This is a genomic window from Massilia timonae, from assembly GCF_001866515.1.
Lineage (GTDB): Bacteria > Pseudomonadota > Gammaproteobacteria > Burkholderiales > Burkholderiaceae_D > Telluria > Telluria timonae.
In genome coordinates this window covers 3,426,456-3,451,437 of sequence record NZ_JRYB01000001.1, presented here as the reverse complement: position 1 = coordinate 3,451,437, position 24,982 = coordinate 3,426,456, and the positions used below count along the sequence as shown (strand labels likewise).

At 68.1% G+C, this 24,982-nt stretch carries 16 protein-coding genes; 3 read left to right on the top strand and 13 right to left on the bottom strand.

The features are described 5' to 3' along the window. Position 1: 1 nt before the first annotated feature. On the top strand, positions 2 to 1,153 hold the full coding sequence (locus LO55_RS14930) for a hemin-degrading factor (protein WP_071362055.1): 1,152 nt from the start codon (positions 2 to 4) through the stop codon (positions 1,151 to 1,153). A gap of 3 nt (positions 1,154 to 1,156) precedes the next feature. Here the strand turns inward: LO55_RS14930 and LO55_RS14925 are convergent, their stop codons facing one another. The 3 genes from LO55_RS14925 to LO55_RS14915 form a co-directional block, all read right to left on the bottom strand. Beyond that, positions 1,157 to 1,675 carry an AAA family ATPase gene (locus LO55_RS14925; protein ID WP_071362054.1) on the bottom strand — a complete coding sequence of 173 codons (519 nt, stop codon included), beginning with the start codon at positions 1,673 to 1,675 and terminating at the stop codon, positions 1,157 to 1,159. Beyond that, positions 1,672 to 2,274, bottom strand: coding sequence for a nicotinamide riboside transporter PnuC (pnuC, locus tag LO55_RS14920; protein WP_071362053.1), 603 nt, complete (start codon positions 2,272 to 2,274; stop codon positions 1,672 to 1,674). The genes LO55_RS14925 and pnuC overlap by 4 nt, the downstream gene beginning before the upstream one ends. A gap of 69 nt (positions 2,275 to 2,343) precedes the next feature. Continuing rightward, positions 2,344 to 4,482, bottom strand: a complete 2,139-nt coding sequence (locus tag LO55_RS14915; RefSeq protein ID WP_071362052.1) for a S46 family peptidase — start codon at positions 4,480 to 4,482, stop codon at positions 2,344 to 2,346. Between the two features lie 159 nt (positions 4,483 to 4,641). Between LO55_RS14915 and LO55_RS14910 the strand changes: the two genes are divergently transcribed. Beyond that, positions 4,642 to 5,943, top strand: coding sequence for a GGDEF domain-containing protein (locus tag LO55_RS14910; RefSeq protein WP_071362051.1), 1,302 nt, complete (start codon positions 4,642 to 4,644; stop codon positions 5,941 to 5,943). Here LO55_RS14910 and LO55_RS14905 read toward each other — a convergent pair. The 10 genes from LO55_RS14905 to LO55_RS14860 all read right to left on the bottom strand — a co-directional run bounded on the left by LO55_RS14905 (position 5,936) and on the right by LO55_RS14860 (position 22,713). Next, the gene (locus LO55_RS14905) at positions 5,936 to 6,748 is read right to left on the bottom strand and encodes an EcsC family protein (protein ID WP_071362050.1); all 813 of its coding nucleotides are present in this window, start codon (positions 6,746 to 6,748) and stop codon (positions 5,936 to 5,938) included. The genes LO55_RS14910 and LO55_RS14905 overlap by 8 nt on opposite strands. Positions 6,749 to 6,786: 38 nt before the next feature. Beyond that, positions 6,787 to 7,755, bottom strand: coding sequence for an HDOD domain-containing protein (locus LO55_RS14900; RefSeq protein ID WP_071362049.1), 969 nt, complete (start codon positions 7,753 to 7,755; stop codon positions 6,787 to 6,789). A 51-nt stretch (positions 7,756 to 7,806) separates the two neighbouring features. Continuing rightward, positions 7,807 to 9,252: an efflux transporter outer membrane subunit gene (locus LO55_RS14895; protein WP_083415335.1), complete on the bottom strand. Its 1,446-nt coding sequence runs from the start codon at positions 9,250 to 9,252 to the stop codon at positions 7,807 to 7,809. After that, on the bottom strand, positions 9,249 to 12,518 hold the full coding sequence (locus LO55_RS14890) for an efflux RND transporter permease subunit (protein WP_071362048.1): 3,270 nt from the start codon (positions 12,516 to 12,518) through the stop codon (positions 9,249 to 9,251). Before LO55_RS14890 ends, LO55_RS14895 begins: the two co-directional genes overlap by 4 nt. Then, on the bottom strand, positions 12,515 to 15,610 hold the full coding sequence (locus tag LO55_RS14885; protein ID WP_071362047.1) for an efflux RND transporter permease subunit: 3,096 nt from the start codon (positions 15,608 to 15,610) through the stop codon (positions 12,515 to 12,517). The genes LO55_RS14890 and LO55_RS14885 overlap by 4 nt, the downstream gene beginning before the upstream one ends. 37 nt (positions 15,611 to 15,647) lie before the next feature. After that, complete coding sequence (locus tag LO55_RS14880) at positions 15,648 to 16,991, bottom strand: efflux RND transporter periplasmic adaptor subunit (RefSeq protein ID WP_071362046.1); 1,344 nt, start codon at positions 16,989 to 16,991, stop codon at positions 15,648 to 15,650. Positions 16,992 to 17,241: 250 nt separating this feature from the next. Beyond that, entirely contained in the window at positions 17,242 to 19,098 is a 1,857-nt protein-coding gene (gene sppA / locus LO55_RS14875; RefSeq protein ID WP_071362045.1) for a signal peptide peptidase SppA, read from the bottom strand. Positions 19,099 to 19,115: 17 nt separating this feature from the next. After that, positions 19,116 to 20,600: a sodium:solute symporter gene (locus tag LO55_RS14870; protein ID WP_071362044.1), complete on the bottom strand. Its 1,485-nt coding sequence runs from the start codon at positions 20,598 to 20,600 to the stop codon at positions 19,116 to 19,118. Positions 20,601 to 20,692: 92 nt separating this feature from the next. Beyond that, positions 20,693 to 21,124, bottom strand: coding sequence for a hypothetical protein (locus LO55_RS14865; RefSeq protein ID WP_005666503.1), 432 nt, complete (start codon positions 21,122 to 21,124; stop codon positions 20,693 to 20,695). 110 nt (positions 21,125 to 21,234) lie between these two features. Further along, a complete protein-coding gene (locus LO55_RS14860) occupies positions 21,235 to 22,713 on the bottom strand; it encodes an NYN domain-containing protein (RefSeq protein WP_071362043.1) in 1,479 nt (492 codons plus the stop codon). A 272-nt stretch (positions 22,714 to 22,985) separates the two neighbouring features. Here LO55_RS14860 and LO55_RS14855 point away from each other — a divergent pair, with 272 nt between their 5' ends. Continuing rightward, positions 22,986 to 24,917 carry a PAS domain-containing hybrid sensor histidine kinase/response regulator gene (locus LO55_RS14855; protein WP_071362042.1) on the top strand — a complete coding sequence of 644 codons (1,932 nt, stop codon included), beginning with the start codon at positions 22,986 to 22,988 and terminating at the stop codon, positions 24,915 to 24,917. Positions 24,918 to 24,982 lie beyond the last annotated feature (65 nt).

Sequence of the window (24,982 nt, the reverse complement as noted above, 5' to 3'; positions counted from 1 at the left end):
CATGAAACTTACCCGCCACTTCCTGGCCGCCGCCATCGCCCTGGCCTTGGTCCCGGCGCAAGCCGCCCCGCAACTGGCGCAGCAGTGGGCCGAACTGAAGGCCAAGGAGCCGCGCCTGCAGACGCGCGACGCCGCGCGCCAATTGAAGGTATCCGAAGCCGAGCTGCTCGCCACCGGCATTGGCAGCACCGTGGTGCGCCTGAAGGAAAGCGACCATGCCCCGCGCGAGATCATGCGCCGCGCCCTCGACCTGGGCAAGGTGATGGCGCTCACGCGCAACGAGAATGGCGTGATCGAGACCACCGGCGTGGCCATGCGCATCCCGAAGCAGGCCGAGAAAGGCAGCGCCGACGAAGCCGAACGCGAAGCGCGCAACCTGAACATCGCCGGCGGCTACCTCGGCGGCCCGATCGACCTGCGCTTCCAGTTCGCCAAATGGAAGTACGCCTTCGCCGTGACCCAGCCCGGCCGCGACGGCGCCGTCAACCGCAGCCTGCAGTTCTTCGACGCCGGCGGCAACGCCGTGCACAAGCTCTACCTGCGCGACGACGCCAATGTCCCGGTCTTCGACAAGCTGGTGGCCGACTTCCGCCATCCGAGCCAGAATGCCCGACTGGACGTGGCGCCCGCCGCGCCGAAGCCCGCCGAAAAACCCGACAGCGCGGTCGACGTCAAGGAATTCCAGACCGCCTGGCAAGAGATGACCGACGTCCACCAGTTCAACCGCATCGTGTCGGAATTCGGCCTGACGCGCGAACAGGCGCTGCGCCTGGCCCCTGCCGGCGTGGTGCAGAAAGTGGCCCCGCAGGCGGTGCGCAAGCTGCTCGAGGACGCGGCCAGGAACGGGGTCGCGATCATGGCCTTCCTCGGCAATGGCGCGCTCACGCAGATCTACAGCGGCAAGGTGAACAAGGTGATGGCGGCCGAAGGCTGGTTCAATGTGCTCGATCCCGACTTCAACCTGCACCTGCGCGACAGCGCGTTCAGGAGCGGCTACGTGGTGCGGCGCGCCGGCGTCACCTCGGTCGAGTTCTTCGACGACCAGGGCGAACTGGTGGTGACCTTCTTCGGCGTGCGCGAGCGCGGCAAGCCGCAGCCGCAGTCGTGGCTCGACCTGGCGGCCAGCCTGCCGAAGGCATCAACTCCGGGCTGACCTTCAGGGCTGGCCGAGCAGCCCTTCGACCTGCCGCATGCGATGCGGCAGGTCGCCCTCCAACAGCGTATAAGCGACGCCGCGCGCGGCCAGCGTCTCGACCAGCATCCGGTGCACCATCTGGCGCACCTCTTCCGATTCGCGCTGCAGGCCGTCCGGCTCCCACGGGGTGTCGGGCGCGGTGACGAAGGTCCAGGCGTAGTCGTGGCGCGCGTCGAGCGCCGCCAGCTGCGCATCCACCCTGCCCCAGTACACGCGGCTGTACAGCGCCGTCATCAGGGGCGTGGTGTCGCAAAACAGCAAGCGGCTTGCCTGCGCCGCAGCCGCATCCTCGCGCGCACGCTGGGTCAGCGCGATGCCATACTGATCCTCCTCGTGCGGCACCCTGCCCTGCGCATCGACGAATTCGCGCAGGTATTCGGGCACCCACAGCGTGCCGTAATGGCGCGCCAATGCCTCGGACAAGGTCGACTTGCCGGACGACTCGGCGCCGAGGATGGCGATCCGCTGCGGCACGCTCATGATGCCTTGCGCGCCAGCGCAGACCAGGTGCGCAGGCCGGCGATCGCCAGCAGCACGAACACGCCATACAGCACGGCGGTCAGCACCAGGCCCTTGTACAGGTAGAGGCCGACATACAGGATATCGACCGCGATCCACACATGCCAGTTCTCGACCTTCTTCTTCGCCAGCAGCAGCTGGCCGACCAGGCTGCCGGCGGTCAGGAAGCCGTCCGCGTGCGGCACGTCGGTGTCGGTGAAGTTGTCGAGGAAGGTCGACAAGAGCACGAAGCCCGCCAGCCAGGCCGCCAGCGACCAGGCGCGCCCGCCCGGTTTCAGGAAGGTGGGCACCAGCGGCGCCGCATTGGCTCCGGCAGCGCCGTGCAGCCACTGGTACCAGCCCCAGACCGAGGCCGCGATGAACACGAATTGCAGCCCCATGTCGCCGTACAGGCGCGCTTCGTAGAACACCACCGCATAAGTGCTCGAGGAGGCGATCGAGAACAGCCAGGCCCAGTGCTTCTGGCGGATATTGAGCACGACGGTGGCGACCGCCAGCAGGAAGGAGATCAGTTCCAGCGGCGAGGTCGCGAGACCGGCGATGACGAGGGGTTCGTTCATTCTTGTTGGCGGAAGAAACGTCGTCCCCGGCCGCGGCCCGGGACGACGTGCGCAGGATGCTGTCCGAAATTACTTCTTCGGATACTTGATCGTCATTTCCTTGAGCAGGTTGTCGGCATGGTCGACTTCCTTCATCACCCACAGCATGTAGCGGATGTCGACGTGGATCGCGCGAGTGATGGCGGTGTCGAAGTACCAGTCCTTGGTGATCGATTCATAGGTCGAATCGAAGTTCAGGCCGATCAGTTCGCCGTTCTTGTTCATCACGGCCGAACCCGAGTTGCCGCCCGTGGTGTCGGCGCTCGACAGGAAGTTGACCGGCACCGTGTCCAGCGCCGCATCCTTGAACACGCCATAGCGCTTGCCCTGGATCGCTTCCTTGAGCGGGGCCGGCACGATGAACGGATCCTTGCCGGTCTCCTTCTCCAGGATGCCTTCGACCGTGGTGAACGGGCCCTTGACCAGGCCGTCGCGCGGCGAGAACGGCGACACGGTGCCGTAGGTCACGCGCAGGGTCGAGTTGGCGTCCGGGTAGACCGGTTTGCCCTGCGATTTCTTCCATGCGATCACGGCCGCCATGTATTGCGGGATCACGCGTTCGAGGTTGCCGTCGATCTCGTTGCGGCGCTCTTCCAGCGCCATGCCGGCGTCGTGCAGGCGCACCGCGAGCGCGATGAAAGGATCGTCCGACTTGCGGAAGGCGTCGGCGTCCTTGCCGATCCAGGCCAGGCGCGTGGCGGTATCCGACAGCTGGCTGGCCTTGTACATGCCAGCGAGCGCATCCTGCGCCGGCAGCAGCGCGTCCACGCCTGGTGGACGGACCTTGGCGTCGATGCCGGCGTAGCGCGCGAGGGCCGCGGCGTAGCGTGCCTGGTCCACCTGCGGCACGAACGACTGCTCCAGGCGGGTCAGGCGCGCCTTGATGAAGCCGAGGTCGCGTTCCTGGTAGCCGCTTTCGCGCTCGGCGTCCGGCTTGCCGCGTTCCAGCGCCAGGCGGTACAGGGTACGCGCGCTCTTGAGCAGGTCGCTGTGGGTGGCTTCGAGCCAGGCGGCTTCCTGGCGCTGCAGCGCCATGTCCTGGGCGATCACCGCGTCCAGTTCGGACAGCAGGCCGGCGTTGCCGTCCGCATGCGCCTTCTGCCAGGCGCGGAACTCGGCATCCTGCACGTCCTTGATGGCGGCGATGTCCTTGCGCGCGAAGCCGTCGAGCAGGCCCTTGGTCTTCTTGAGCACGTTGTTCAGGCCCTTGTCGACGCTCGCATAGCGCACGGTCCAGGACGGATTGCCCTGGGTCGCGGCGGCGATCACCGACAGGTCGGCGGTGATGCCCGCGGCCTTGGCCGGCAGGTCGACGTCGCGCGCGAAGCGGATCTCGCTCGGCAGCTTGTAGCGGCTGGTGCGGCCAGGATAGCCGGCCAGCAGGATAGGATCGCCGTTCTTCAGGCCCTCGGCCGAGACGACCAGGAAGTCCTTCGACTTGTAGGGCACGTTGTCGGGCGACAGGTCGGCCGGACGGCCATCCTTGCCGACGTAGGCGCGGTAGAAGGCGTAGTCGCCGACGTGGCGCGGCCACTCGTAGTTGTCGATGTCGCCGCCGTAGTTGCCGATGCGGTCGGACGGCGCGTACACCAGGCGCACGTCGCGGATCATCAGCTGCTTGATGCGGTAATACTCGAGGCCGCGGTGGAAGGCCGGCACCGAGCAGCGCGTCGATTTGTCGGTTTCGCATTCGGCCACCAGGGCCTTGATGCGCGACTGGACCAGCGCGTGGCGCTCGCGGCCCGACAGGGACGGATTCAGGCCCTGGAGCACGCGCCCGGTCACGTTCTCGACCTTCTCGGTCACGTATACCAGCGTGTTGGGGCCGCCCGGCAGTTCGTCGGCGCGGGTCCTGGCCAGGAAGCCGTCGACGATGTAGTTCTTCTCAGCGCTCGAATTGCGCTGGATGGCGCCATAGGCGCAGTGGTGGTTGGTCACCACCAGGCCGTCGGGCGACACGAAGGACGCCGAGCAGCCGCCCAGCGAGACGATCGCGCTCATCGGATGCTTGCCGAGGTCGGCCAGCTTCTCGGCCGGCATGGTGATGCCGATGCGTTTCAGTTCGGATTTCAGTTGCGGCAGCTGGTGCGGTTGCCACTGGCCTTCGTCGGCGAAGGCGGCGCTCGCCGCGCCCAGGAGGGCGACGGGCAGGACGATCGATTTGAACAAGACAAGTCCTCGAGGTGAAAAAAGCAATGCGCGAGTATAGCCCCGTTGGGTGATGCCCGTGCGATTTTCTGGGGTATTGACGGCCGTCCCGGCGGCGTCAACATCACGTCATATTGGCGTGGCAAGATGTCACATTATGCAGAAAGAAGGCAGGCAGACATGCGCACCGAGGCCCCCCTGTACCGACACCAGGTCCTCTTCCTCTCCCAGAGCTTCTTCATCAAGGACAACCGCGCCGAATTGCTGCTGCACGCGCACAAATACGATTTTGACATCCGTTTTTTCAGCGAAGCGGCCGAATTCACCGCCGCCGTCACGGCCGACCGTGGCGCCAGCCTGTTCGTGATCGACCTCGACGCCCTGCACAATATGCAGGCCGACCTGCACGACAGCCGCAAGACCCTGATGCTGGGCGAGCTGCTCGAACGCCTGCCGCCCGGCCATGAATACGTCTACCTGCAGTCGAGCCGCCAGGGCAGCCGCTTCCTGCTCCAGCAACGCCTGGTGGACAGCAACTGCCTGGCCTATGCCGAAAAGCCGATCGCCAACGACGTCCTGGTCGACAGGCTGTTCAACCTGTTGGCCCGCACCGGACGCGGCGACCCGGTGTCGCTGGTCTATCTCGGCGCGCCGGGCGACCTGGATACGGCGGCGCTGCTGGCGCAGCGGGTCGAGGTGGTCCATCACCCGGACGCGACCACGCTGCACCTGCGCGTCAAGGAGCTGCAGCCCGACCTGGTCGTGATTCTCGATGACGAGTACCGGCGCCTGGACGCGCTGGCGCGGGTCATGAAGAAGAATATCGAGGCCGATCCGGTGCGCGAGATCGTGCTGCTCCAGCGCCGCCCCGACGATGCGCTGGCGCGGCGCGCGCTCGGCGACGGCTTCGACACGGTCCTGCAGGCCAGCGGCGGCCTGGTCGAAGCCCAGCTGGCCAGCCGCGCCGCCAGGATCCGCGTCAGCAAGGACCTGATCGGCAAGGACCGCGCCACGGGCCTCCTGAACAAGGTGGGCCTGCAGCGCAAGACGCAAGACCTGATCCGGCAAGCCACGCTCGAGGGCAAGCCGCTCGCCTTCGGCGTGATCGACATCGACAAGTTCAAGACCATCAACGACACCTGGGGCCACCACTTCGGCGACATCGTCATCAAGCGCCTGTGCCTGTGCCTGGCGCCGCGGATGGGCGAGCGCGACCTGCTGGCGCGCTTCGGCGGCGAGGAATTCGTGGTCGTGTTCTGGGACTGCGCGCTCGACGCCGCCTGGCGCCGGCTCGACGCGCTGCGCCAGGCCTTCGGCGCGGTCGGGTTCCAGGTGGCGCCGGGCGAGGCGCGGCATTTTTCGTTCAGCGGCGGCCTGGCCGCGTTCCCCGAGCACCGCAGCGAGAACGCGCTGTTCCTGCGGGCGGATGCGATGCTGTACACAGCCAAGGAGACCGGCCGCAACAGGATTTGCTCTACGTGAGCAATCCCGTCGTCTCGTCGGCCAGCACGATCGCCTCGTATTGTCGTCGCACCATCCCCTCGCCATACAGGCGCTCCAGCCTCCGCACCGCGAAATGCCCGCGGCTCATGTTCTGGAAATGGTCGACGAACAGCAGGTTGATGGTCGCGCCGCCCACCGCGCCCAGGGCCGGCACCAGCATCGCGGCGCCTTTTTGCGTCACGTGCACCTGGAAGCGCGCCGCCACCGTGGCGATCAGGCGCAGCAGGGCCGGCGTCGTGGCGGCGTTGGCCGACCTGGCCGCCAGCGCCTGGGCGGCGTCGCTCACCGCCCGCGCCAGCGCGATGCGCATCGCGAAATAGCCCGAATCGGCGGCATCGTCAGCTCCGCCCGGTCCGCCCATGGCCAGCACGCGCAGGCATTCCAGCCGGGTTTCGACATCTTGCGGACGTTCGCCATTGGCGCGCGCGATCTCGGCGATCGAGCGCAGCATGATGACGGTGGACAGCGGCAGGTCGACCAGGAGGCCCGGAAGGCCGAACACGCCGCCCACCCCGCCCGACACGCTCGCCGCGAACTTGTGCAGGCGCGGGTACGATGCCTCCTTGCCGCCGTCGGGCAGCGTGGACAGCGCTCCCGTCATCGCATACTGCAGCGCATGCTCGGTGGCCTCGCCCACCCGCTTTTGCCACGGCGCCGGCAGGCGCTCGATGGCCGCTTCGATCGGCGAGCCGACCAGGTTGCTGATGCGCGCGGCCAGGCCGGGGGTCTCCAGCAGGCGCTTGGCCTCGTGCAGCTCGGCCAGGTGTCCGGCAGTCATGTTCATGGCGATTTCCTCTCGAAAAAACGCGATGCAATGCAGCGTTAGCCCGGCAAATCGGTCAACTTGCCCAGGCAACGGCGCTCGAAACTGTCCAGGCCTTCGGTGACCAGCGCATCGTCCTCCAGCACCACGTGGGCGTCGAGCAGCAGCCGCAGCTTGGCGATCCGGTCGCCGCGTTCGAGCGTGCGCGCCAGTGGCGAGGCATCCGGCTGGCCGACGCCGGCGATGCCTTCCACCACGTCGGGCGGGAATTCCCAGTGGGCGGCGATGGTCGACGACAGGTCGCGGCTGACGTCGAACAGGCGCCGGCCGAAGTCGCTGGAGCCGGGAATCTTGCCGTTCTCGACCGCCCGCTCGGCCAGGCGGAAGGCCACCACCAGCCCCAGGTTCTGCATCAGGCCGGCCAGGTAGGCTTCGAACACGCCCGCGCCCAGGCCCGGCGCCATCAGGCTCGAGGCCAGCGCGCATTTCTCGGACTGGTTCCACACCAGCGGCGCGGCGTGGCGCGCGAAGCCCTGGTCGGCCATCCGGATCAGGGGCCGGAAGGCGATCCGGGCCAGCAGCATGCGCAGGCCATTCTGGCCGATCATCATGAGGGCGGCGTCGAGCGACTTCACCGCCTGCAGCGGCCGGTAATAGGCGCTGTTGGCCTCGCGGATCACCTCGGCCACCAGCACCAGGTCCTGCTCGACCTGGCGCGCCAGGTCTCCGGTCGAGACCTCGTCGTCGGCCAGGTCGCGCAGCAGCTTCGGGATCAGCTCAGGGATACGCGGCACCAGGCCGCTGGCGGCCAGCGGGTCGGCGGCCAGCGTGCGCACCAGGTCGAGGATGTGTTCCTCGACCTCCGCTCCGGCCTGGTAACCGCCGGATGCGGTCAGCCAGCGGTAATAGGCGGCGTCGACCTGGACGCCGTAGTCTTCCCCGAGCTCGTCCGCCTGCGGGGCGGCGCCGGCGGCGGCGTCAGGCGCCTTGTCGGCGCCGCTCAACATGCGATTAATCCAGTTTTTCATGGCGTGTGCCTGACTATCGATAATCGCAGCATTGTAATGCCTCATGCATGCTTACTGCACGACGCTAGCCAGCCTTTGTTCCTGCCAGCCGCCGCCCAGCGCCTGGATCAGCGACACCGCCGCCGTCTGGCGGTCGGCCTGCACCTGCACCAGCGAGCGGCGCGCGCTCAGGGCCGTGACCTGGGCCTGCACCACCTCGGTATAGCTGACCTGCCCCGCCTTGTAGCGGTTCAGGATCTGCTCTTCCACCAGGCCGGCCGCCTCGGCCGCCTCGGCCCGCAACTGCTGCTGCTGTTCCAGCACGCGGGTGGCGGACAGGCCGTTCTCGACGGCGGCGAAGGCGTCCAGGGCCACCTGGCGGTAGCGCGCCACGGTCGCCTGGTGACGCGCCTCGGCGCCTTCGACGCTGGCGCGGGTGGCGCCGGCATTGAAGATGGTCTGGGCCGCCGACAGGCCGAACGACCAGGCCGCGGCGGACGCCGAGAACAGGTCGCCCACGCGGCTGCTCGTGTTGCCGTAGGAAGCGGACAGGCCGAAATTCGGGAAGTAGGCCGAGCGTGCGACGCCGATGTCGGCATTGGCCGCCGCCACGTCGCGCTCGGCGGCGGCGATGTCGGGACGGCGCTGCAGCAGGGTCGAGGGCACGCCGACCGGCACGTCCGGCACCGACACATGCCATGGCGCCGGCGGCAGCGAGAAGCTTGAGGGGGTCTGGCCGACCAGCACCGCGATCGCGTGCTCGAGCTGGGCGCGCTGGTTCTGCAGGCCGAGCGCTTCGCTGCGCGCATTGGCGAGCTGGGTCTGGGCCTGCAGCACGTCGGAGCGCGCCGCGATGCCGGCCTCGAAACGGTTCGAGGTGATCTGCAGCACGCGCTCGTAGCCTTCGATGGTCGTGGCCAGCATCTCGCGCTGGGCGTCGGTCTGGCGCAGCGAGAAGTAGTTGATCGCCAACTCGCCCTGGGCCGCAAGGACCGCGCTGGCCAGGTCGGCGGCGGTGGCCTGGGCACTGGCCTCGGCGCCGGTCACGGCATTTCTCAGGCGGCCGAACACGTCCGGCTCCCAGCTGGCCCCGATCTGCAGGCGGTACGCATTATCGGCGCTGCGCTCTCCCCCGCCGGCGCGATCCGCGCCGGCGCCCAGCGACACCACCGGGAACAGCGAGGCGCGCTGCTGCGCCACCAGCGCGCGCGCTTGGGCGTAGTTGGCGACCGCCACCGCCACGTTCTGGTTCGCGGCCTCGACCTGCTTGGCCAGCCGGTCGAGTTCGGGGTCTTCGAACAGGGTCCACCAGGGGCCGCGCTCGAGCGCGTCGGCCGGCGCGGCCGGGACCCAGCCTGCGGCCTCCTTGTAGGCGCCCGGCAGCGCCGCGCCGGCGGCAAGCGGGTCCGGGCGTTCGTAGGCCGGACCGACGGCGCAGCCGGCCAAGGTGGCGCTAAGCGCACCGGCAAGGGCGAGCAGGGAAAGACGGAATGGAAGCTGTTGTCGCATAGTGGTCATGGTTTGGCCAGTGACGGACCACCCTCGTCTTCATGAGGGTGGCGCGTCAGATTGTGTTCATCGGGTTTGCGCGTGCGCAGCTTGTCGAGCAGGACGTAGACCACCGGCGTGGTGAGCAGGGTCAGGAGCTGGCTCGCGACCAGGCCGCCGATGATGGCGATGCCCAGCGGGCGGCGCAACTCCGAGCCTTCGCCGAAGCCGATCGCCAGCGGCAGCGCGCCCAGGGCCGCGGCCAGGGTCGTCATCAGGATCGGGCGGAAGCGCAGCATGCAGGCCTCGCGCACCGCCTCGGTCGCGGAGAGGCCGCGCGCGCGTTCGGCTTCGAGCGCGAAGTCGATGATCAGGATCGCATTCTTCTTGACGATGCCAATCAGCAGGAACACCCCGATCAGGGCGATGATCGAGAACTCCATCTTGAACAGCAGCAGCGCCAGCACCGCGCCGACGCCGGCCGACGGCAGGGTCGAGAGCACCGTCACCGGGTGTACCAGGCTCTCGTACAGGATGCCCAGCACGATATAGATGACGACGATCGCGGCCAGGATCAGGAGCGGCTGCTCCTTGCTCGACTCCTGCGCCGCCGCCGCCGTGCCCTGGAAGCTGCCGCGCACATTGGTCGGCATGCCGATATCGGCCTCGGCCTGGCGCACCGCGGCCTCGCCGTCGGTCAGCGAGAAGCCCGGGTTCAGGTTGTACGACACCGTGGTCGCCAGTTCCCCGTCCTGGTGGTTGACCGAGGTCGGCGTGGCGCTTTCGGCGAAGCGCGCGATCGCCGACAGCGGCACCATGGTGGCGGCGGCGCTTGCCAGGGCCTGTCCGCCGGATGGGTCGCGCGCCGCGGTGAGATAGGCGGTCGATGAGGTCGAGGCGCCGGCGGCGCCGGCGGCGGCGGCCGTGCCGGTGCCGGTGGAGACCGCGCTCGAGGCCCCGCCGGTCGGCCGCGCCGGGACGTAGACGTCCTTCAGCGCTTCGGGCGACTGCGCGTATTTCTGGGCCACGCCCATCACCACGTGGTACTGGTTCAGCTCATCGTAGATGTTCGCCACCTGGCGCTGGCCGAAGGCGTTATACAGGGCATTGGTGACGTCGCGCGTGGTGATGCCCAGGCGCGCCGCCGATGCCTTGTCGATCGTGACATAGGTCTCGACGCCGTTCTCGGCCTGGTCGGTGTCGACGTCCACCAGCGCCGGCTGCGCCTTCATGGACTCGGCCAGGCGCGTGGCCCACACCTTGAGGTCTTCGGCATTGTCGCTCTTGAGCGTGTACTGGTAAGTCGAGTTGCTGGAGCGCCCGCCCATGCGCAAGTCCTGCACGGGATTCAGGAAGATCGTGATGCCGGTGACCTTCGCCATCTGCGGACGCAGGCGCGCGATCACGGCCTGGGCCGCGACGTCGCGCTCGCCCACCGGTTTGAGGTTGACGAACATGAAACCGCCGCCCGCGCGCCCGCCGCCGGTGAAGGCGACGACCGTGTCGACCGCCGGATCCTTGCGGATGATCTCCACCAGCTGGTAGATCTTCTGCTGCATGGCCTGGGACGAGATGCTCTGGTCGGCGCGGATGCCGCCGTTCATCTGGCCCGAATCCTGCTGCGGGAAGAAACCCTTCGGCGCGCTGGAGAACAGGTAGACGTTCAGCGCCACCGTGAACAGCAGGATGATCATCACCAGGAGTTTACTGTCCAGCGCCCAGTCGAGCGCATGCTCGTAGGTGCGCAGCACGCGCGCAAAACCGTTCTCGGACCAGCGCGCCAGCCGGCCCGGCTGCTTGTCCTTGTTCTCCTTGCGCAGCAGCCAGGCGCACATCATCGGCGTCGTGGTCAGGGAGATCACCAGCGAGATCAGCACCGCCGCCGACAGCGTCACCGCGAACTCGCGGAACAGCCGTCCCACCTGCCCGCCCATGAACAGCAGCGGAATGAACACCGCCACCAGCGACAGCGAGATCGACAGCACCGTGAAGCCGACCTCGCGCGCGCCCAGCAGCGCGGCCTGCATGCGGTCCATGCCGTTCTCGATATGGCGCGCGGTATTTTCCAGCACCACGATGGCGTCGTCGACGACGAAGCCGGCGGCCACCGTCAAGGCCATCAGCGACAGGTTGTTGAGCGAGAAGCCGAGCGCGTACATCACGCCGAAGGTGCCCAGCAGGGAAACCACGGTGGCCACCGCCGGCACCACGGTGGCGCGCAAGGAGCGCAGGAACACGCTGACCACCGCCACCACCAGCACGATCGACAGCACCAGGGTGAACTCGATCTCGTGCAGCGAGGCGCGGATCGAGTTGGTACGGTCCGAGGCCACCGCCAGGCTGATGTCGCCCGGCAGCTGCGCCTGCAGGGACGGCAGCAGGTCGCGGATCCCGTCCACGGTCTCGATCACATTGGCCTCGGGCTGGCGCGTGACCAGCACGATCACGGCCGGCTGGCCGTTGAACAGGCCCAGCGTGTAGACGTTCTCGGGGCCGTCGAACACCGTGGCCACGTCGGACAGGCGCACGGCGGCGCCGTCGCGCCAGGCCACCACCAGGTCCTTGTAGTCGCTGGCGCTGCGACCGTCGCCGCCGGCCGGCTGCGAATAGATCTGCAGCCGGTTGCCGTTGCCCTCGATCTCGCCCTTGGGGCGGTTCGGATTGCTGGCCTGGATCGCGGCGCGCACGTCCTCGCTCGAAACGCCATAGCGGTTCATCGCATACGGCACCAGCTCGACCCGCACCGCCGGCAGCGAGCCGCCGCCGATTTCCACTTCGCCCACGCCCTTCACCTGGGCCAGGCGCTGCTGGACCAGGTTCGACACCGATTCGTAGATCTGGGCCGGCGACTTCGTCTTGGAGGTCAGCGCCAGGATGATCACCGGCGCGTCCGACGGATTGGCCTTGCGATAGGTCGGGTTGCTGCGCAAGGTCGCCGGCAGGTCGGCGCGCGAGGCGCTGATTGCCGCCTGCACCTCGCGCGCGGCGGCGTCGATCTGCCGGTTCAGCTCGAACTGCAGGTTGATGCGGGTCGAGCCGGTGCTGCTGCTCGAGGTCATCTCGTTGACGCCGGCGATCACGCCCAGCCGCCGTTCCAGCGGCGTGGCCACGCTCGAGGCCATGGTTTCCGGGCTGGCGCCCGGCAGCGAGGCCGAGACCGACACGGTCGGATAGTCGACCTGGGGCAGCGGCGCCACCGGCAGCACGAAATAGGCGCCGATGCCTGCCAACGCCAGGCCGATCGTCAGCAGGACCGTGGCGATCGGGCGCTCGACGAAGGGGCGCGACAGGTTCATGCGCCCGCCCCTTCGGTTTTGTGGGGCGCCTTGCCGGTCCAGCGCCGCGCGGTGCGGTCGAAGGCCAGGTAGATCACCGGGGTGGTGAAGAGGGTCAGCAGCTGGCTCAGGATCAAGCCGCCGAAGATGGCGAGACCAAGCGGCCGGCGCAGCTCGGCGCCTTCGCCGGTGCCGAGCATCAGCGGGATGGCCGCGAACAGCGCCGCCAGCGTCGTCATCAGGATCGGACGGAAGCGCAGCAGCGCGGCCTGCCTGATCGCCACCAGCGGGGATTTGCCCTCCTCGCGCTCGGCCTCGATCGCGAAGTCGATCATCATGATCGCGTTCTTCTTGACGATGCCGATCAGGAGGATGATGCCGATGATGCCGATCACGCCCAGGCCCTGGCCGCTGACCCACAGCGCCAGCAGCGCGCCGACGCCGGCCGACGGCAGGGTCGACAGGATCGTCAGCGGGTGGATGTAGCTCTCGTAGAGCACGCCCAGCACGATGTAGACGCAGACGACGGCGGCCAGGATCAGCCACAGCTGGTTCGACAGCGAGGCCTCGTAGGCGCCCGAGGCGCCCAGGAAGGTCATGCTGACCGAGGCCGGCATGCCGATCTCCTCGGCGGCGGCGCGGATCGCGCTCACGGCCTGGCCCAGCGAGGCGCCGGAGGCGGTGTCGAAGCCGACCGTCGCCGCCGGGTACTGGGCCACGTGGATCACCTGCAGCGGCGCCTGGCGTTCGCTGATGGTGGCGATCGCCGACAGCGGCGTCGGCTGGCCGGAACCGGTGCGCAGCTGCAGGCGGCCGAGCGCGGCGATCGACATCGCCTCGTCCTGCTGCGCCTCCAGGATCACGCGGTACTGGTTGGTCTCGGTGAAGATGGTGGACACGATGCGCTGGCCGAAGGCGCTGTACAGCGCGTCGTCGATCGAGGCGGCCGTGATCGACAGCCGCGACGCGGTGTCGCGGTCGATGTCGATGAAGGCGGCGGCGCCCGTCGCGCCGGCATCGGTGATCGCCGTGCGCAGCTCGGGCAGGCTGCCGATCTTCTGCGTCAGCCGGCGCGCCCACTCGTTGACGGTGTCCTCGTCCGCGCCTTCGATCGACAGCCGGTACTGGGTCGGGCCGCTTTCGGCGTCGATGGTCAGGTCCTGGGTCGGCTGCAGGAACAGCTGCAGGCCCGCCACATTGGCCACGCGCTGGCGCAGGCGCTGCATGGTCTCGAGCTGGTCGCCGCGGTCGGCCTTCAGGTTGATCAGCATGGTGCCGGTATGCAGCATGGTGTTGTTGGCGGCGTCGACGCCCACGTAGGACGCCACCGAGGCGACTTCCGGGTCGGCCATGATTTGCCGCGCCGCTTCCTGCTGCAGTTTCGCCATGTCGGTGTACGAGATCGATTGCCGCGCCTGCACCCGCGCCTGCAGCTGGCCGGTGTCCTGGGTCGGGAACAGCCCTTTCGGGATGACCGTCCACATCAGGGCGGTCAGGACCAGGGTGCCCAGCGCCACCAGCAGGGTCAGGCCCTGGCGCTTCAGGACCCAGCCGAGCATCACGTCGTAGCGCTCGATGACGCGGTCAAAGAAGGCCTGGAACCGGATGGCGAACCTGCTCGGCTTTTCTTCCTCGTGGCTGCGCAGCCAGCGCGCCGACATCATCGGCACCAGCGTCAGCGACACCACGCCGGAGATCAGGATCGTGATCGCCAGCGTGACGGCGAATTCGCGGAACAGGCGGCCGACCACGTCGCCCATGAACAGCAGCGGGATCAGCACCGCGATCAGGGACACGGTCAGCGAGATGATCGTGAAGCCGATCTGGGAAGCACCCTTGATCGCGGCCGCCATCGGTTTTTCGCCCTTTTCGATATAGCGCGCGATGTTCTCGATCATGACGATCGCGTCGTCGACCACGAAGCCGGTGGCGATCGTCAGCGCCATCAGCGACAGGTTGTTGAGGCTGTAGCCGAGCAGGTACATCACGCCGAAGCTGCCGATCAGCGAGATCGGCACGGCGAGACTGGCGATGATGGTCGCGCGCAGGCTGTGCAGGAAAGCGAAGATCACCAGCACCACCAGCACCACGGCCAGCAGCAGTTCGATCTGCACGTGCTTGACCGAGGCCCGGATGCCGGTGGTGCGGTCGCTCAGCACGTCCATGCGCAGCGCCGTCGGCAGGCCGGCCTGCAGCTCGGGCAGGCGCGCCTTGATCGCGTCCACGGTGGCGATCACGTTGGCGCCCGGCTGGCGCTGGACGTTGAGGATGATCGCCGGCTTCATATTGGCCCAGGCGCCCAGGCGCACGTTCTCGGCGCTGTCGACCACCTTCGCCACATCGAGCAGCTTGACGGGGGCGCCGTTGCGGTAGGCGACGATCAGGTTTTGATAGTCGGGGACGGTGACCAGCTGGTCGTTGGCATTGATCGCATACGAGCGGGTCGGGCCGTCGAAACTGCCCTTGGCGCTGTTGGCGTTGGCGGCGCTGATCGCGGTGCGCAGCGTGTCCAGCCCCAGGCCATACGACGCCAGCGCCTCGGTATCGGCCTGGATCCGCACCGCCGGCCGTTGGCCGCCCGACAGCGAGACCTGGCCCACGCCCGAGACCTGGCTGATCTTGAGCGCAAGGCGCGTGTTGACCAGGTTCTGCACCTCGGTCAGTGGCAGGGTGTCCGAGGTGATGGCCAGGGTCAGCACCGGCGCGTCGGCCGGGTTGACCTTGGCGTAGACCGGCGGCGCCGGCAGGTCGGTCGGCAGCAGCGAGCCGCCGGCGTTGATCGCGGCCTGCACTTCCTGCTCGGCCACGTCGAGCGTCTCGCCCAGCGCGAACTGCAGGGTGACGATCGAGACCCCGGCGGCGCTGGTGGAACTCATGCGGGTCAGGCCGGCCATCTGGCCGAACTGGCGCTCCAGCGGCGCGGTGACGGTGCGCGCCATGACCTCGGGACTGGCGCCCGGGTACAGGGTCTGCACCTGGATGGTCGGGAAGTCCACCTGCGGCAGCGCCGACAGCGGCAGGAAGCGGTAGCCGACCAGGCCCGACAGCACGATCGCCAGCATCAGCAAGGCGGTGGCGACCGGGCGGTTGATGAAGGGAGTGGAAGGACTCATCGGATGCTCCCCGCGCGTTCATCGCGGCGCCGCAACATCATTGCTGCGCTCCCTGGGCCGGACGGCCTGTACCCTGACCACGACCCTGGCCCTGGCCCTGGCCCTGCCCCTGGCCGCGCGCGCCGGCGCCGGCCGGACGATCGCCCGGCAACACCACGCTGGCGCCGTCGCGCAGGCGGTCGGCGCCTTCGGTGATCACCTGCTCGCCCACCTTCAGGCCGCTGGCGATCTGCACCTTGTCCACGGTCGCCTGGCCGCGCTGGACGATGCGCAGCGCCACGGTGCGCGCTTCCGGATTCAGGACATACACGAAGTCGCCGTTGGCGCCATGGCGCAGCGCCGTCACCGGCACCACCACCGCGTCGCGCAGGGTGTCGACGGTCAGGCGCAGGTTGACGAACTGGCTCGGGAACAGCTTGTTGTCGCCATTGGCGAAGCGCGCCTTGGCGCGCACGGTGCCGGTCTGGGTGTCGACCTGGTTGTCGAGCGCGATGAAGCTGCCGGTGGCCAGCGCCTCGGTGCGGGTGCGGTCCAGCGCGGTGGCCGGCAGCTTCGCGTCCTGCGCGATGCGTCCCTGCAGCGTCGGCAGGTGGTCTTGCGGCACGGCGAATTCGACGTCGATCGGCGACAGCTGGGTGATGACGGCGATGCCGGTCGCATCGCCGCTGCCGACCAGGTTGCCCACGTCGACCGTGCGCAGGCCGACGCGGCCGCTGATCGGGGCGCGCACCGTCGCATAATCCAGGTTCAGCTGGGCCGTGCCTTCGGACGCCTTGTCGGTCATCACCGTGCCTTCGAGCTGCTTGACCAGCGCGGCCTGGGTATCGACTTCCTGGCGCGCGATCGAATCCTGCTCGAGCAGGGTGCGGTAGCGCGACAGCATCAGGCGCGCGCTCTCCAACTGGGCTTCGTCGCGCTGGCGCTGGCCGCGCGCCTGCAGCAAGGCCATCTCGAACGGGCGCGGGTCGATCGTCGCCAGCACCTGCCCCTGCTTGACCAGCTGGCCTTCGGTGAAATGGATCTTCTGGACCACGCCCGAGACTTGCGGACGCACGGTGGCGGTCGCCGCGGCGACCACGGTGCCGAGCGCGTCCAGGGTCACCGGCAGGTCGGCCTGCTGGGCGGTCGCCACGCCGACCGTGGTGGCCGGGCCGCCCCGTCCACCCGGACCGCGCCCGCCGCCCGGGCCGCCGGGGCCGCCGGCCGCCATCCCCGGCCCGCCCGCGCCACCGGGGCCGCCCGCCGGCTGGTGGGTGAGCCACCAGGCGAGGCCGCCCAGCGCCACCATCGACAGCACGGCGATCACCCCGCCGATGAGGCGGGCGCGCCGGGTGCGGGCGGGACGGTCGGTGATTGGATGGGGCGGGAGATGCTGGTCCATGCTTGTCCTTGTTCTATAGATTTGATACTTGCGCAATACGGGTCACAATGACTTTAGCATGGCCGTTTCACTCACAATGTTTCGTAACGTACATTGCTCTTCCACTGAAACCGTGCGTTTCCGCCCGCCTTAACGCCGATTTACACAGTTCGCCTCTATTTAGGCGACGTAAACGAAAAACGGGCGCGAGATTCCGCTCGCGCCCGCCGAAACACTGTATTAATCAGTTACAAACTGCTTACAAGATCGCTCACCAATTGCCGCAGAAGCAATGGGCCACCGCCGCGAACGGCTTGCGCTCCTGCGTCAGTTCGGACAGGAAGGCCATGTCTTGCGCCACCTGGCCGACCGGGCCCGCCGGAATCGCCTGTTCGACCAGGCCCAGCTTGACCTGGATCGTCATCGCCTGCGCCGCCGAGGCGCCGGCCATCTGCAGGAAGCGCTCCACGCGCGTGACCGGACGCTCGACGTAGACCACGCGGTAATCCTTGGCCAGCTTGGCGCGGCCGGCGGCCGAGGCCAGGGCGTCGTTGTAGCTGCCCAGGCGGTCGACCAGGCCGCGCTCCTTGGCCTGGGCGCCGGTCCAGACGCGGCCCTGCCCCACTTCGTCGATCTTCGCCTGGGTGGTCTTGCGCGCCGCCGCCGCCTTGCTGGTGAAGTCGGCATACACGTTGTTGATGCTCTGCTGGACCAGCTTCTCGAAACGCGGGTCGAGCGGACGCAGCGGATTGTAGGCGTCGGCCAGCCAGGTGGTGGTCACGCCGTCGGTACGCACGCCCAGCTTGTCGGCCACCTTGTCGGCGGTCGGCAGCAGCGCGAACACGCCGATCGAGCCGGTGATGGTGGCCGGGTCGGCGATGACTTCGTCGGACGCCATCGAGATCCAGTAGCCGCCCGACGCCGCCACGCTGCCCATCGACACCACCACCGGCTTGCCGACGGCGCGCGTCAGCTCCAGCTCGCGCCGGATCAACTCGGAACCATAGGCGCTGCCGCCGGGCGAATCGACGCGCAGGACCAGGGCCTTGATCGAATCGTCCTCGCGCGCCTGGCGGATCAGGTTGGCCGTGGCGCGGCCGCCGATCACGCCGGGACCGCCGGCGCCGTCGGTGATGGTGCCGGAGGCTACGATCACGCCGACCGCGTCGCCGAAGGCTTTCTGCGGATGTCGCGCCAGGTATTCATAGAAGCTGATCTGGCGGAACGACTTGATGTCTTCTTCGTAGACGCCGCGCTTGACCATCAGCGCGCGCAGCTCGTCGCGGGTCTTGAGGCCGTCGACCAGCTTGGCCTGCAGGGCGACCCTGGCGGCGCTGCCGCCGGCCGCTTCCATGCGCTCGGGCAGCGTGTCGATCATGCTGGCCAGCGCTCCGTCGGGCAGCTTGCGGTTCTTTTCGACCAGGCCGGTGTAGCCGGCCCACATCGCGTTGTACAGGTAGGCGTCGGCCTCGCGCGCGGCGTCCGACGGGCCGTTGGCGATATACGGCTCGGCCGCGCTCTTGTAGGTGCCGACCTTGACCAGGTTGACCGTCACGCCGACCTTGTCGAGCGCGTCGCGGTAGTAGTTGCGGCGTCCGCCGAAGCCCTCGATCAGCACCATGCCCATCGGGTGCACGTAGACTTCGTTGGCGTGCGAAGCGACCAGGTAGCGCTTCTGGTCGTATTGGCCGCTCCAGGCCACGACCGTCTTGCCGGCCTTCTTGACGCGCTCCACCGCGGCGCCGAACTCGCGCAGCATGGCCATGCCGCCGCCGTTCATCTCGTCCAGCAGCAGCACCACGCTGGTGATGTTGGGGTCGCGCGCGGCGTTGTCGAGCACCTGGGTCACGTCGCGCAGGCGCACGGTGCGCTTGCTGTCGCCGCCCACGTTGTCGAGCACCGTGTCGCGCAAGGTGGTCTCGTACTGCTCGACCAGGTCGCCCTTCACCTCGACCACCAGCGCGGTCTTTTCCGACAGCGGCTTGACGCCGCCGCCGAAGAACATCGCGACGATCAGGACGAGGATCAGCAGGAACAGCAGGTTGAAGAAGGTGCGGCGGGTCACGTCGAGCGCGGTCCACAGGAACACGAACCCGCGCCGCAACGCGCTCAGGGGCTTGAAGGCCATCGAAACTCCAGTCTAGGTCAAGGAAGCGGTCGGGCGACCTGCCCGTCCCCGGCGACGCCAGGGACGCGATGCGAGATCGCATACAAGCCGGCAAACACCAGTATGCCGTTAATCAACAGTAATTCCAGCCCGAGGCGGTAAGCGCCGAGCAGATAAGCCTGATTGTACTCAAGGATCGCGCACAGGACGGGCGCGCCGATCGTTACCAGCGGGACCAGGCGGTCGTTCGGCATGCGCGCGGTCAGCATGCCGAAGGCGAACAGGCCGAGCAAGGGGCCGTAGGTATAGGCCGCCAGCTTGAGGATCACGCCGATCATGCTCGGGTTGTCGGCCGCCTTGAAGCCCAGCACCAGCAGCAGGAACAGGAAGGCGAAGCCCAGGTGCACGCGGCGGCGCAGGCTTTCGGCCTGGGCCTGGGTCAGGTCGGTGCGGCGCTTGATGCCGAGCAGGTCGATGCAGGTCGACGAGGTCAGCGCCGTGATGGCCCCGTCGGCGCTGGGGAACAGGGCCGAGATCAGGGCGATCAGGAAGATGATCTGCAAGGCCGCCGGCAGGTGGCCCATCACCACCGCCGGGAAGATCTTGTCGCCCGTGGCGGTCACGCCCACCAGCGGCGCATACAGGTACAGCAGGCCGCCCAGGAACACGAAGGACAGCAGCACCACGACCAGCACCGCGGTCAAGGTCAGCATGTTCTTTTGCGAATCCTTCAGGGTCTTGACCGAGATGGTCTTCTGCATCATTTCCTGGTCCATGCCGGTCATGGTGATCGTGATCAGGGCGCCGGCGATGATCTGCTTGAGCCAGAAATTGGGGCTGTCGACGTCATGCGTGAAGACGTTGGCCAGGCCCTGCGACTGCATCTGGTTCAGGCTTTCCGGGATCGACATGTTCAGTTCGCCCAGCAGGATCCAGACGCAGGCGAACAGGCCGAACAGCATGCAGCTGGTCTGCAGGGTGTCGGTCCAGACGATGGTCTTCACCCCGCCCTGGTAGGTATACAGCAGGATCATGCCCAGCACGACCAGGGTGCTGAGCCAGAACGGCACGCCCAGGCTGTCGAGGATGATCGCCTGCAGGATGTTCACCACCAGGTACAGGCGCGCGGTGGCGCCCAGCAGGCGCGAGACGATGAAGAAGCCGGCGCCGCTCTGGTAGGCGCGTCGCCCCAGGCGCACGTCGAGGTAGTGATAGATCGAAGTCAGCTGCAGGCGGTAGTAGAGCGGCAGCAGCACGTAGGCCACGGCGATGTAGCCGATCACGTAGCCGATCACGATCTGGGCATAGCCGAAGCCGTCGACGCCGACCGCGCCCGGCACGCTCACGAACGTGACGCCGGACAGGGTGGTGCCGACCATGCCGAAGGCGACCAGCATCCAGTTGCTGCTCTTGTTACCGATGAAGAAGCTGTCGTTGTTGGCGCCTTTCGAGGTGGCCCAGGCGACGCCGAGCAGCAATGCGAAATAAGCGATGAGGATGCAGAAGAGGAGTAGCGGGGACATGGGATGCCGAGGTTGACGTTTCGCTCAGCAATATACACCCTGCGCCGCGCTGGCCCAAGGGCCGGCGCTCAGGCACGCCATCGATCCGCCGCTCAGATTTCTTCGCCGCGCACCCGCGTGAAGGGGCCGATGCAGGCCTCGATCGAGGCTTCGGCGCACAGCAGGAACAGCGTGCCGGACGGATGGAAGCGCACGAAATGGGTGGCGTTGGCGCCCGGCTTCATGACGTTGCCGGAGCAATCGGGCTTGCCGTTGTCCTTGGTGACGCGGTCGGTCAGGCGATAGAAGCCGTCGGGATCGGGCTCGTTGGGGATCGTGTAGACGCTCTCGGAAATCTCGGCGGCGCTGGTGACCAGCGTGGTGCCGTCGGCGCGGAAGCGGTAGGTTTCGAGGCAGTGGGTAGCGGGCACCGCGAGGCGCCAGATGCCGAGGATCGGATGGTCGGCGGCCGGGCCCTTCTGCGCCAGCGCCGGCGGGCAGGCGCCCAGCAGGGACAACAGCAACAGGCTGGCAACTGTGCGCATGGCGGGCTCCTTCGCGGCCGGATGGCGCCTGCCCAGGGCCGGACAGGCGATGCCATTATTGCATCGGCGCGGCGGGGATGGCGCACGCGCCATCCCTCCCCTTCGACGGATCAGCCGTTCTCGGCGCCGGTCTTCGGCTTGGCCGGGCGGCGCGCGCGCGGCGCTGCCTTGCGCGCCGGCGCCTTGTGGGCCGGACGGGCCGTTTTCTTGCGCGCCGGCTTGGCGTCGTCCTGGGTTTCGTCGCGGGTCTCTTCCGACACCGGCTCGGCTTCCGGCTGTGCGGCATCGGCCTTGGCCTCGGCTTCGGCCGCTGCCGGCACGGCGGCGGCCTCCTCGGCCACGACCGCCAGCGCGGCCTGTTCCGCCAGCTTCTTGGCGGACGGCTTGCGCGGCGTGCGGCGGCGTTCCTTGACCGGGGCCGCTTCGGCCGGCGCAGCTTCGGCCGGCGCTGCGTCCTGGGCGGCGGGCGCTTCCGGCTCGCTCACGAACAGCGTCGGCTGCGAGGCGGGCTGCGCGAGGGCCTCGGCGTCGCTCACGACCGGTTCCAGCAGGGCCGGGATCGGCGCCGAGGCCGGCGCCGCTTCGGCGCGACCGCCCTTGCGGCCACCGCGGCCACGGCCCCGGCGGGTGTCGGGCTTGGCTTCTTCGGCCACGCCTTCGACCGGGGCGATGGCATCGACCAGGTCCTGGACCACGGCGTCCGGCGCCTGGGCGACATCCTGCGCGGCAGTGTCGACGGTCGGGACCAGGGCCGGCGCGTTGGCGCTGCGGTAGACGTAGGTGCCCGACTTCTCGTCGCGGCCGAACTCGAACAGGCCGCGGGTCTGCGCTTCTTCGAGCAGGTTGCCGAAGGTGCGGAAGCCGTAATAGGTCTCGGAAAAGTCCGGACGGCGGCGCTTGAGGGTGTCTTTCAGCAGCGAAGCCCAGATCTTGCCGGTGTCGCCGCGCTCGGACACCAGGGCGTCGAAGGTCTCGACCACCATGTCCAGCGCCTGCACCTTGCGCGCCTCGAGTTCTTCCTTGCGCTTGTCGTCGCTCGCATTGGGGCGCCGCGTCGACTGGCCCTTGCGCGCCTCCTGCTCTTCCTTGCGCTTGGCGGTGGCGCGGTTCTTTTCGCGCACCAGGTCGTCGTAGAAGATGAATTCGTCGCAGTTGGCCACCAGGAGGTCGGAGGTCGACTGCTTGACGCCGACGCCGATCACCTGCTTGGCGTTCTCGCGCAGCTTGGAGACCAGCGGCGAAAAGTCGGAGTCGCCGCTGATGATGACGAAGGTATTGACGTGCGACTTGGTGTAGCACAGGTCGAGGGCGTCGACCACCAGGCGGATGTCGGCCGAATTCTTGCCCGACTGGCGCACGTGCGGGATCTCGATCAGCTCGAAGTTCGCTTCGTGCATGGCCGCCTTGAAGCCCTTGTAGCGATCCCAGTCGCAGTAGGACTTCTTGACCACGATGCTGCCCTTGAGCAGCAGGCGCTCCAGCACCGGCTTGATGTCGAATTTCTCGTAGTTGGCGTCGCGCACGCCCAGTGCGACGTTTTCGAAGTCGCAGAACACCGCCATGCTGATGTTGTCGGAAGATGAGGCCATGAGTTGTTGTTTTCTGGTAATAAGTGGACAAGCTAACGGCGATTATACGCAACCGCCGGGGCTTTTCGCCGTCCCGCTTGCTCACATGCCCGCGCGCATCGGCGCGCCGCCGTTTCCATGCCGGCATCCGGCGACGTTTCGACTTGTTTCATTCGACGAAGCAAGGCATTTACCAATCGTGCATACAAGAAGCGTGACCGCTTCAATTGTCCGTTTAACACGCCCGCTTCTGCCCTATAATTCCGGCTCCTTCAACCGGTTTTCGGGCGACGATGCTCTCTGCCACCCTGTTCGAGTCAGCCTTCAACAGCTCGCCCTTCGGGCACTACCTGCTGTCGCCCACGGCTGACGCGATCATCCTCGCCGTCAACGATGCCTTCCTCAAGGCCTCGTCGCGCACCCGCGAGGAACTGCTCGGGGTCAGCCTGTTCACGGCCTTTCCCGGCAACCCCGACGATCCGGAAGATACCGGCGAAGCCGACCTGCGCGCCTCGCTCGCCAGGGTGCGCGCGACCGGCCTGCCCGACACCCTTCCGGCGGTGCGCTATCCGATTCCCGTGGTGCTGCCCGATGGCCGGACGGTGTTCGAGGAACGCTTCTGGACCTCGACCAGCACGCCGATCTTCGGCCCCGGCGGCGAACTGACCTGCATTTCGCACAGCAATAACGACGTCACCGCCCAGGTGCGCTCGGAGGCTGCCGTGCGCGAGAGCGAGAAGCGCTTCCGCGCGCTGACCAATGCGACGGCCGAAGTCATCTATCGCATGAATCCCGACTGGACCCAGCTGCGCCATCTCGAAGGCCGCGGCTTCCTGAAGGACACGGACGACGCCAACGGTCTCTGGCTCGAAGAATATGTCCCGCCCGAGGACCAGGGCCGGCTGCACCAGGAGATCGCGCGCGCCATCCGCGACCGCTCGGTGTTCGAGCTCGAGCACCGGGTGCGGCGCGCCGACGGCAGCAGCGGCTGGACCCTGTCGCGCGCGGTGCCGATGTTCGACACCGCCGGCGAGGTCTACGAATGGATCGGGGCCGCCAGCGACATCACCGAGCGCAAGGCGGCCGAAGAAAAGCTGCGCGAGGCCGACCGCCGCAAGGATGAATTCCTGGCCATGCTGGCGCACGAGCTGAGAAATCCCCTGGCGCCGATCGGCGCCGCGGCCGAGCTGCTGCAGCGCATCAAGCTGGACGAAACGATGATCAAGCGTACCAGCCAGATCATCGGGCGCCAGGTCGGCCACATGACGGCGCTGATCGAAGACTTGCTGGACGTCTCGCGCGTCACGCGCGGCCTGGTGCAACTCGACAGCGAGCCGCTCGACGTCGGCGCCGTGCTGCACGAGGCGGTGGAACAGGTCATGCCGCTGATCCAGGCGCGCCGCCACGACCTGGCGCTGCGCCTGCCGCCGCCGGGCACGCTGGTTGCAGGCGACCGCAAGCGCCTGGTGCAGGTGGTCGCCAATCTTCTCAACAACGCCGCCAAGTACACCCCTGAAGACGGGCGCCTCGAGGTCGCATCGTTCATCGACGCCGAACGGCGCCTGTGCATCGACGTCCTCGACAACGGCATCGGCATGGCGCCCGAGCTGGCGGCGCGCGCCTTCGAACTGTTCGCCCAGGCCGAGCGCTCGTCCGACCGCTCCTCGGGCGGCCTGGGGCTGGGCCTGGCGCTGGTGAAAAGCCTGGTCGATCTGCATGGCGGCGCGGTCGCCTGCGACAGCGCCGGCCCAGGCCGCGGCAGCCGGTTCTCGGTCTGCCTGCCGCTGCTCGAGCGCCAGGGCGACGCCGCCGCCCCGCCCTGCGACGAACCGCGCAGCGCCGCGCCACCGGGCTCGCTGCGCGTGATGGTCGTGGACGACAACGTCGATGCGGCCGTCACCCTGTCGATGCTGCTGGAATCGGGTGGGCACCAGGTCGCGGTGGAGCACGAGGCGCTGCGCGCGCTGGAATGCGCGCAGCAGTTCAGGCCCCAGGTCTGCCTGCTCGACATCGGCCTGCCCGGCATCGACGGGCTCGAACTCGCGCGGCGCCTGCGCGCGCTGCCGCAAGCGGCCAATGCGCTGCTGGTCGCGGTCACCGGCTACGGCCAGGCGCGCGACCGCGACCAGATCCTCGGCGCCGGCTTCGACCACCACCTGGTCAAGCCGATCGACACCGGGCGCCTGTACGCGCTGCTGGAAGGCGCGGCCGCGCCGGCCGCTTGAGCGCCGCGCGGCCTTCCCCGATCGGCGCCGTGCGGCGATAATGCCGCGCATTTCAATCGGCAATC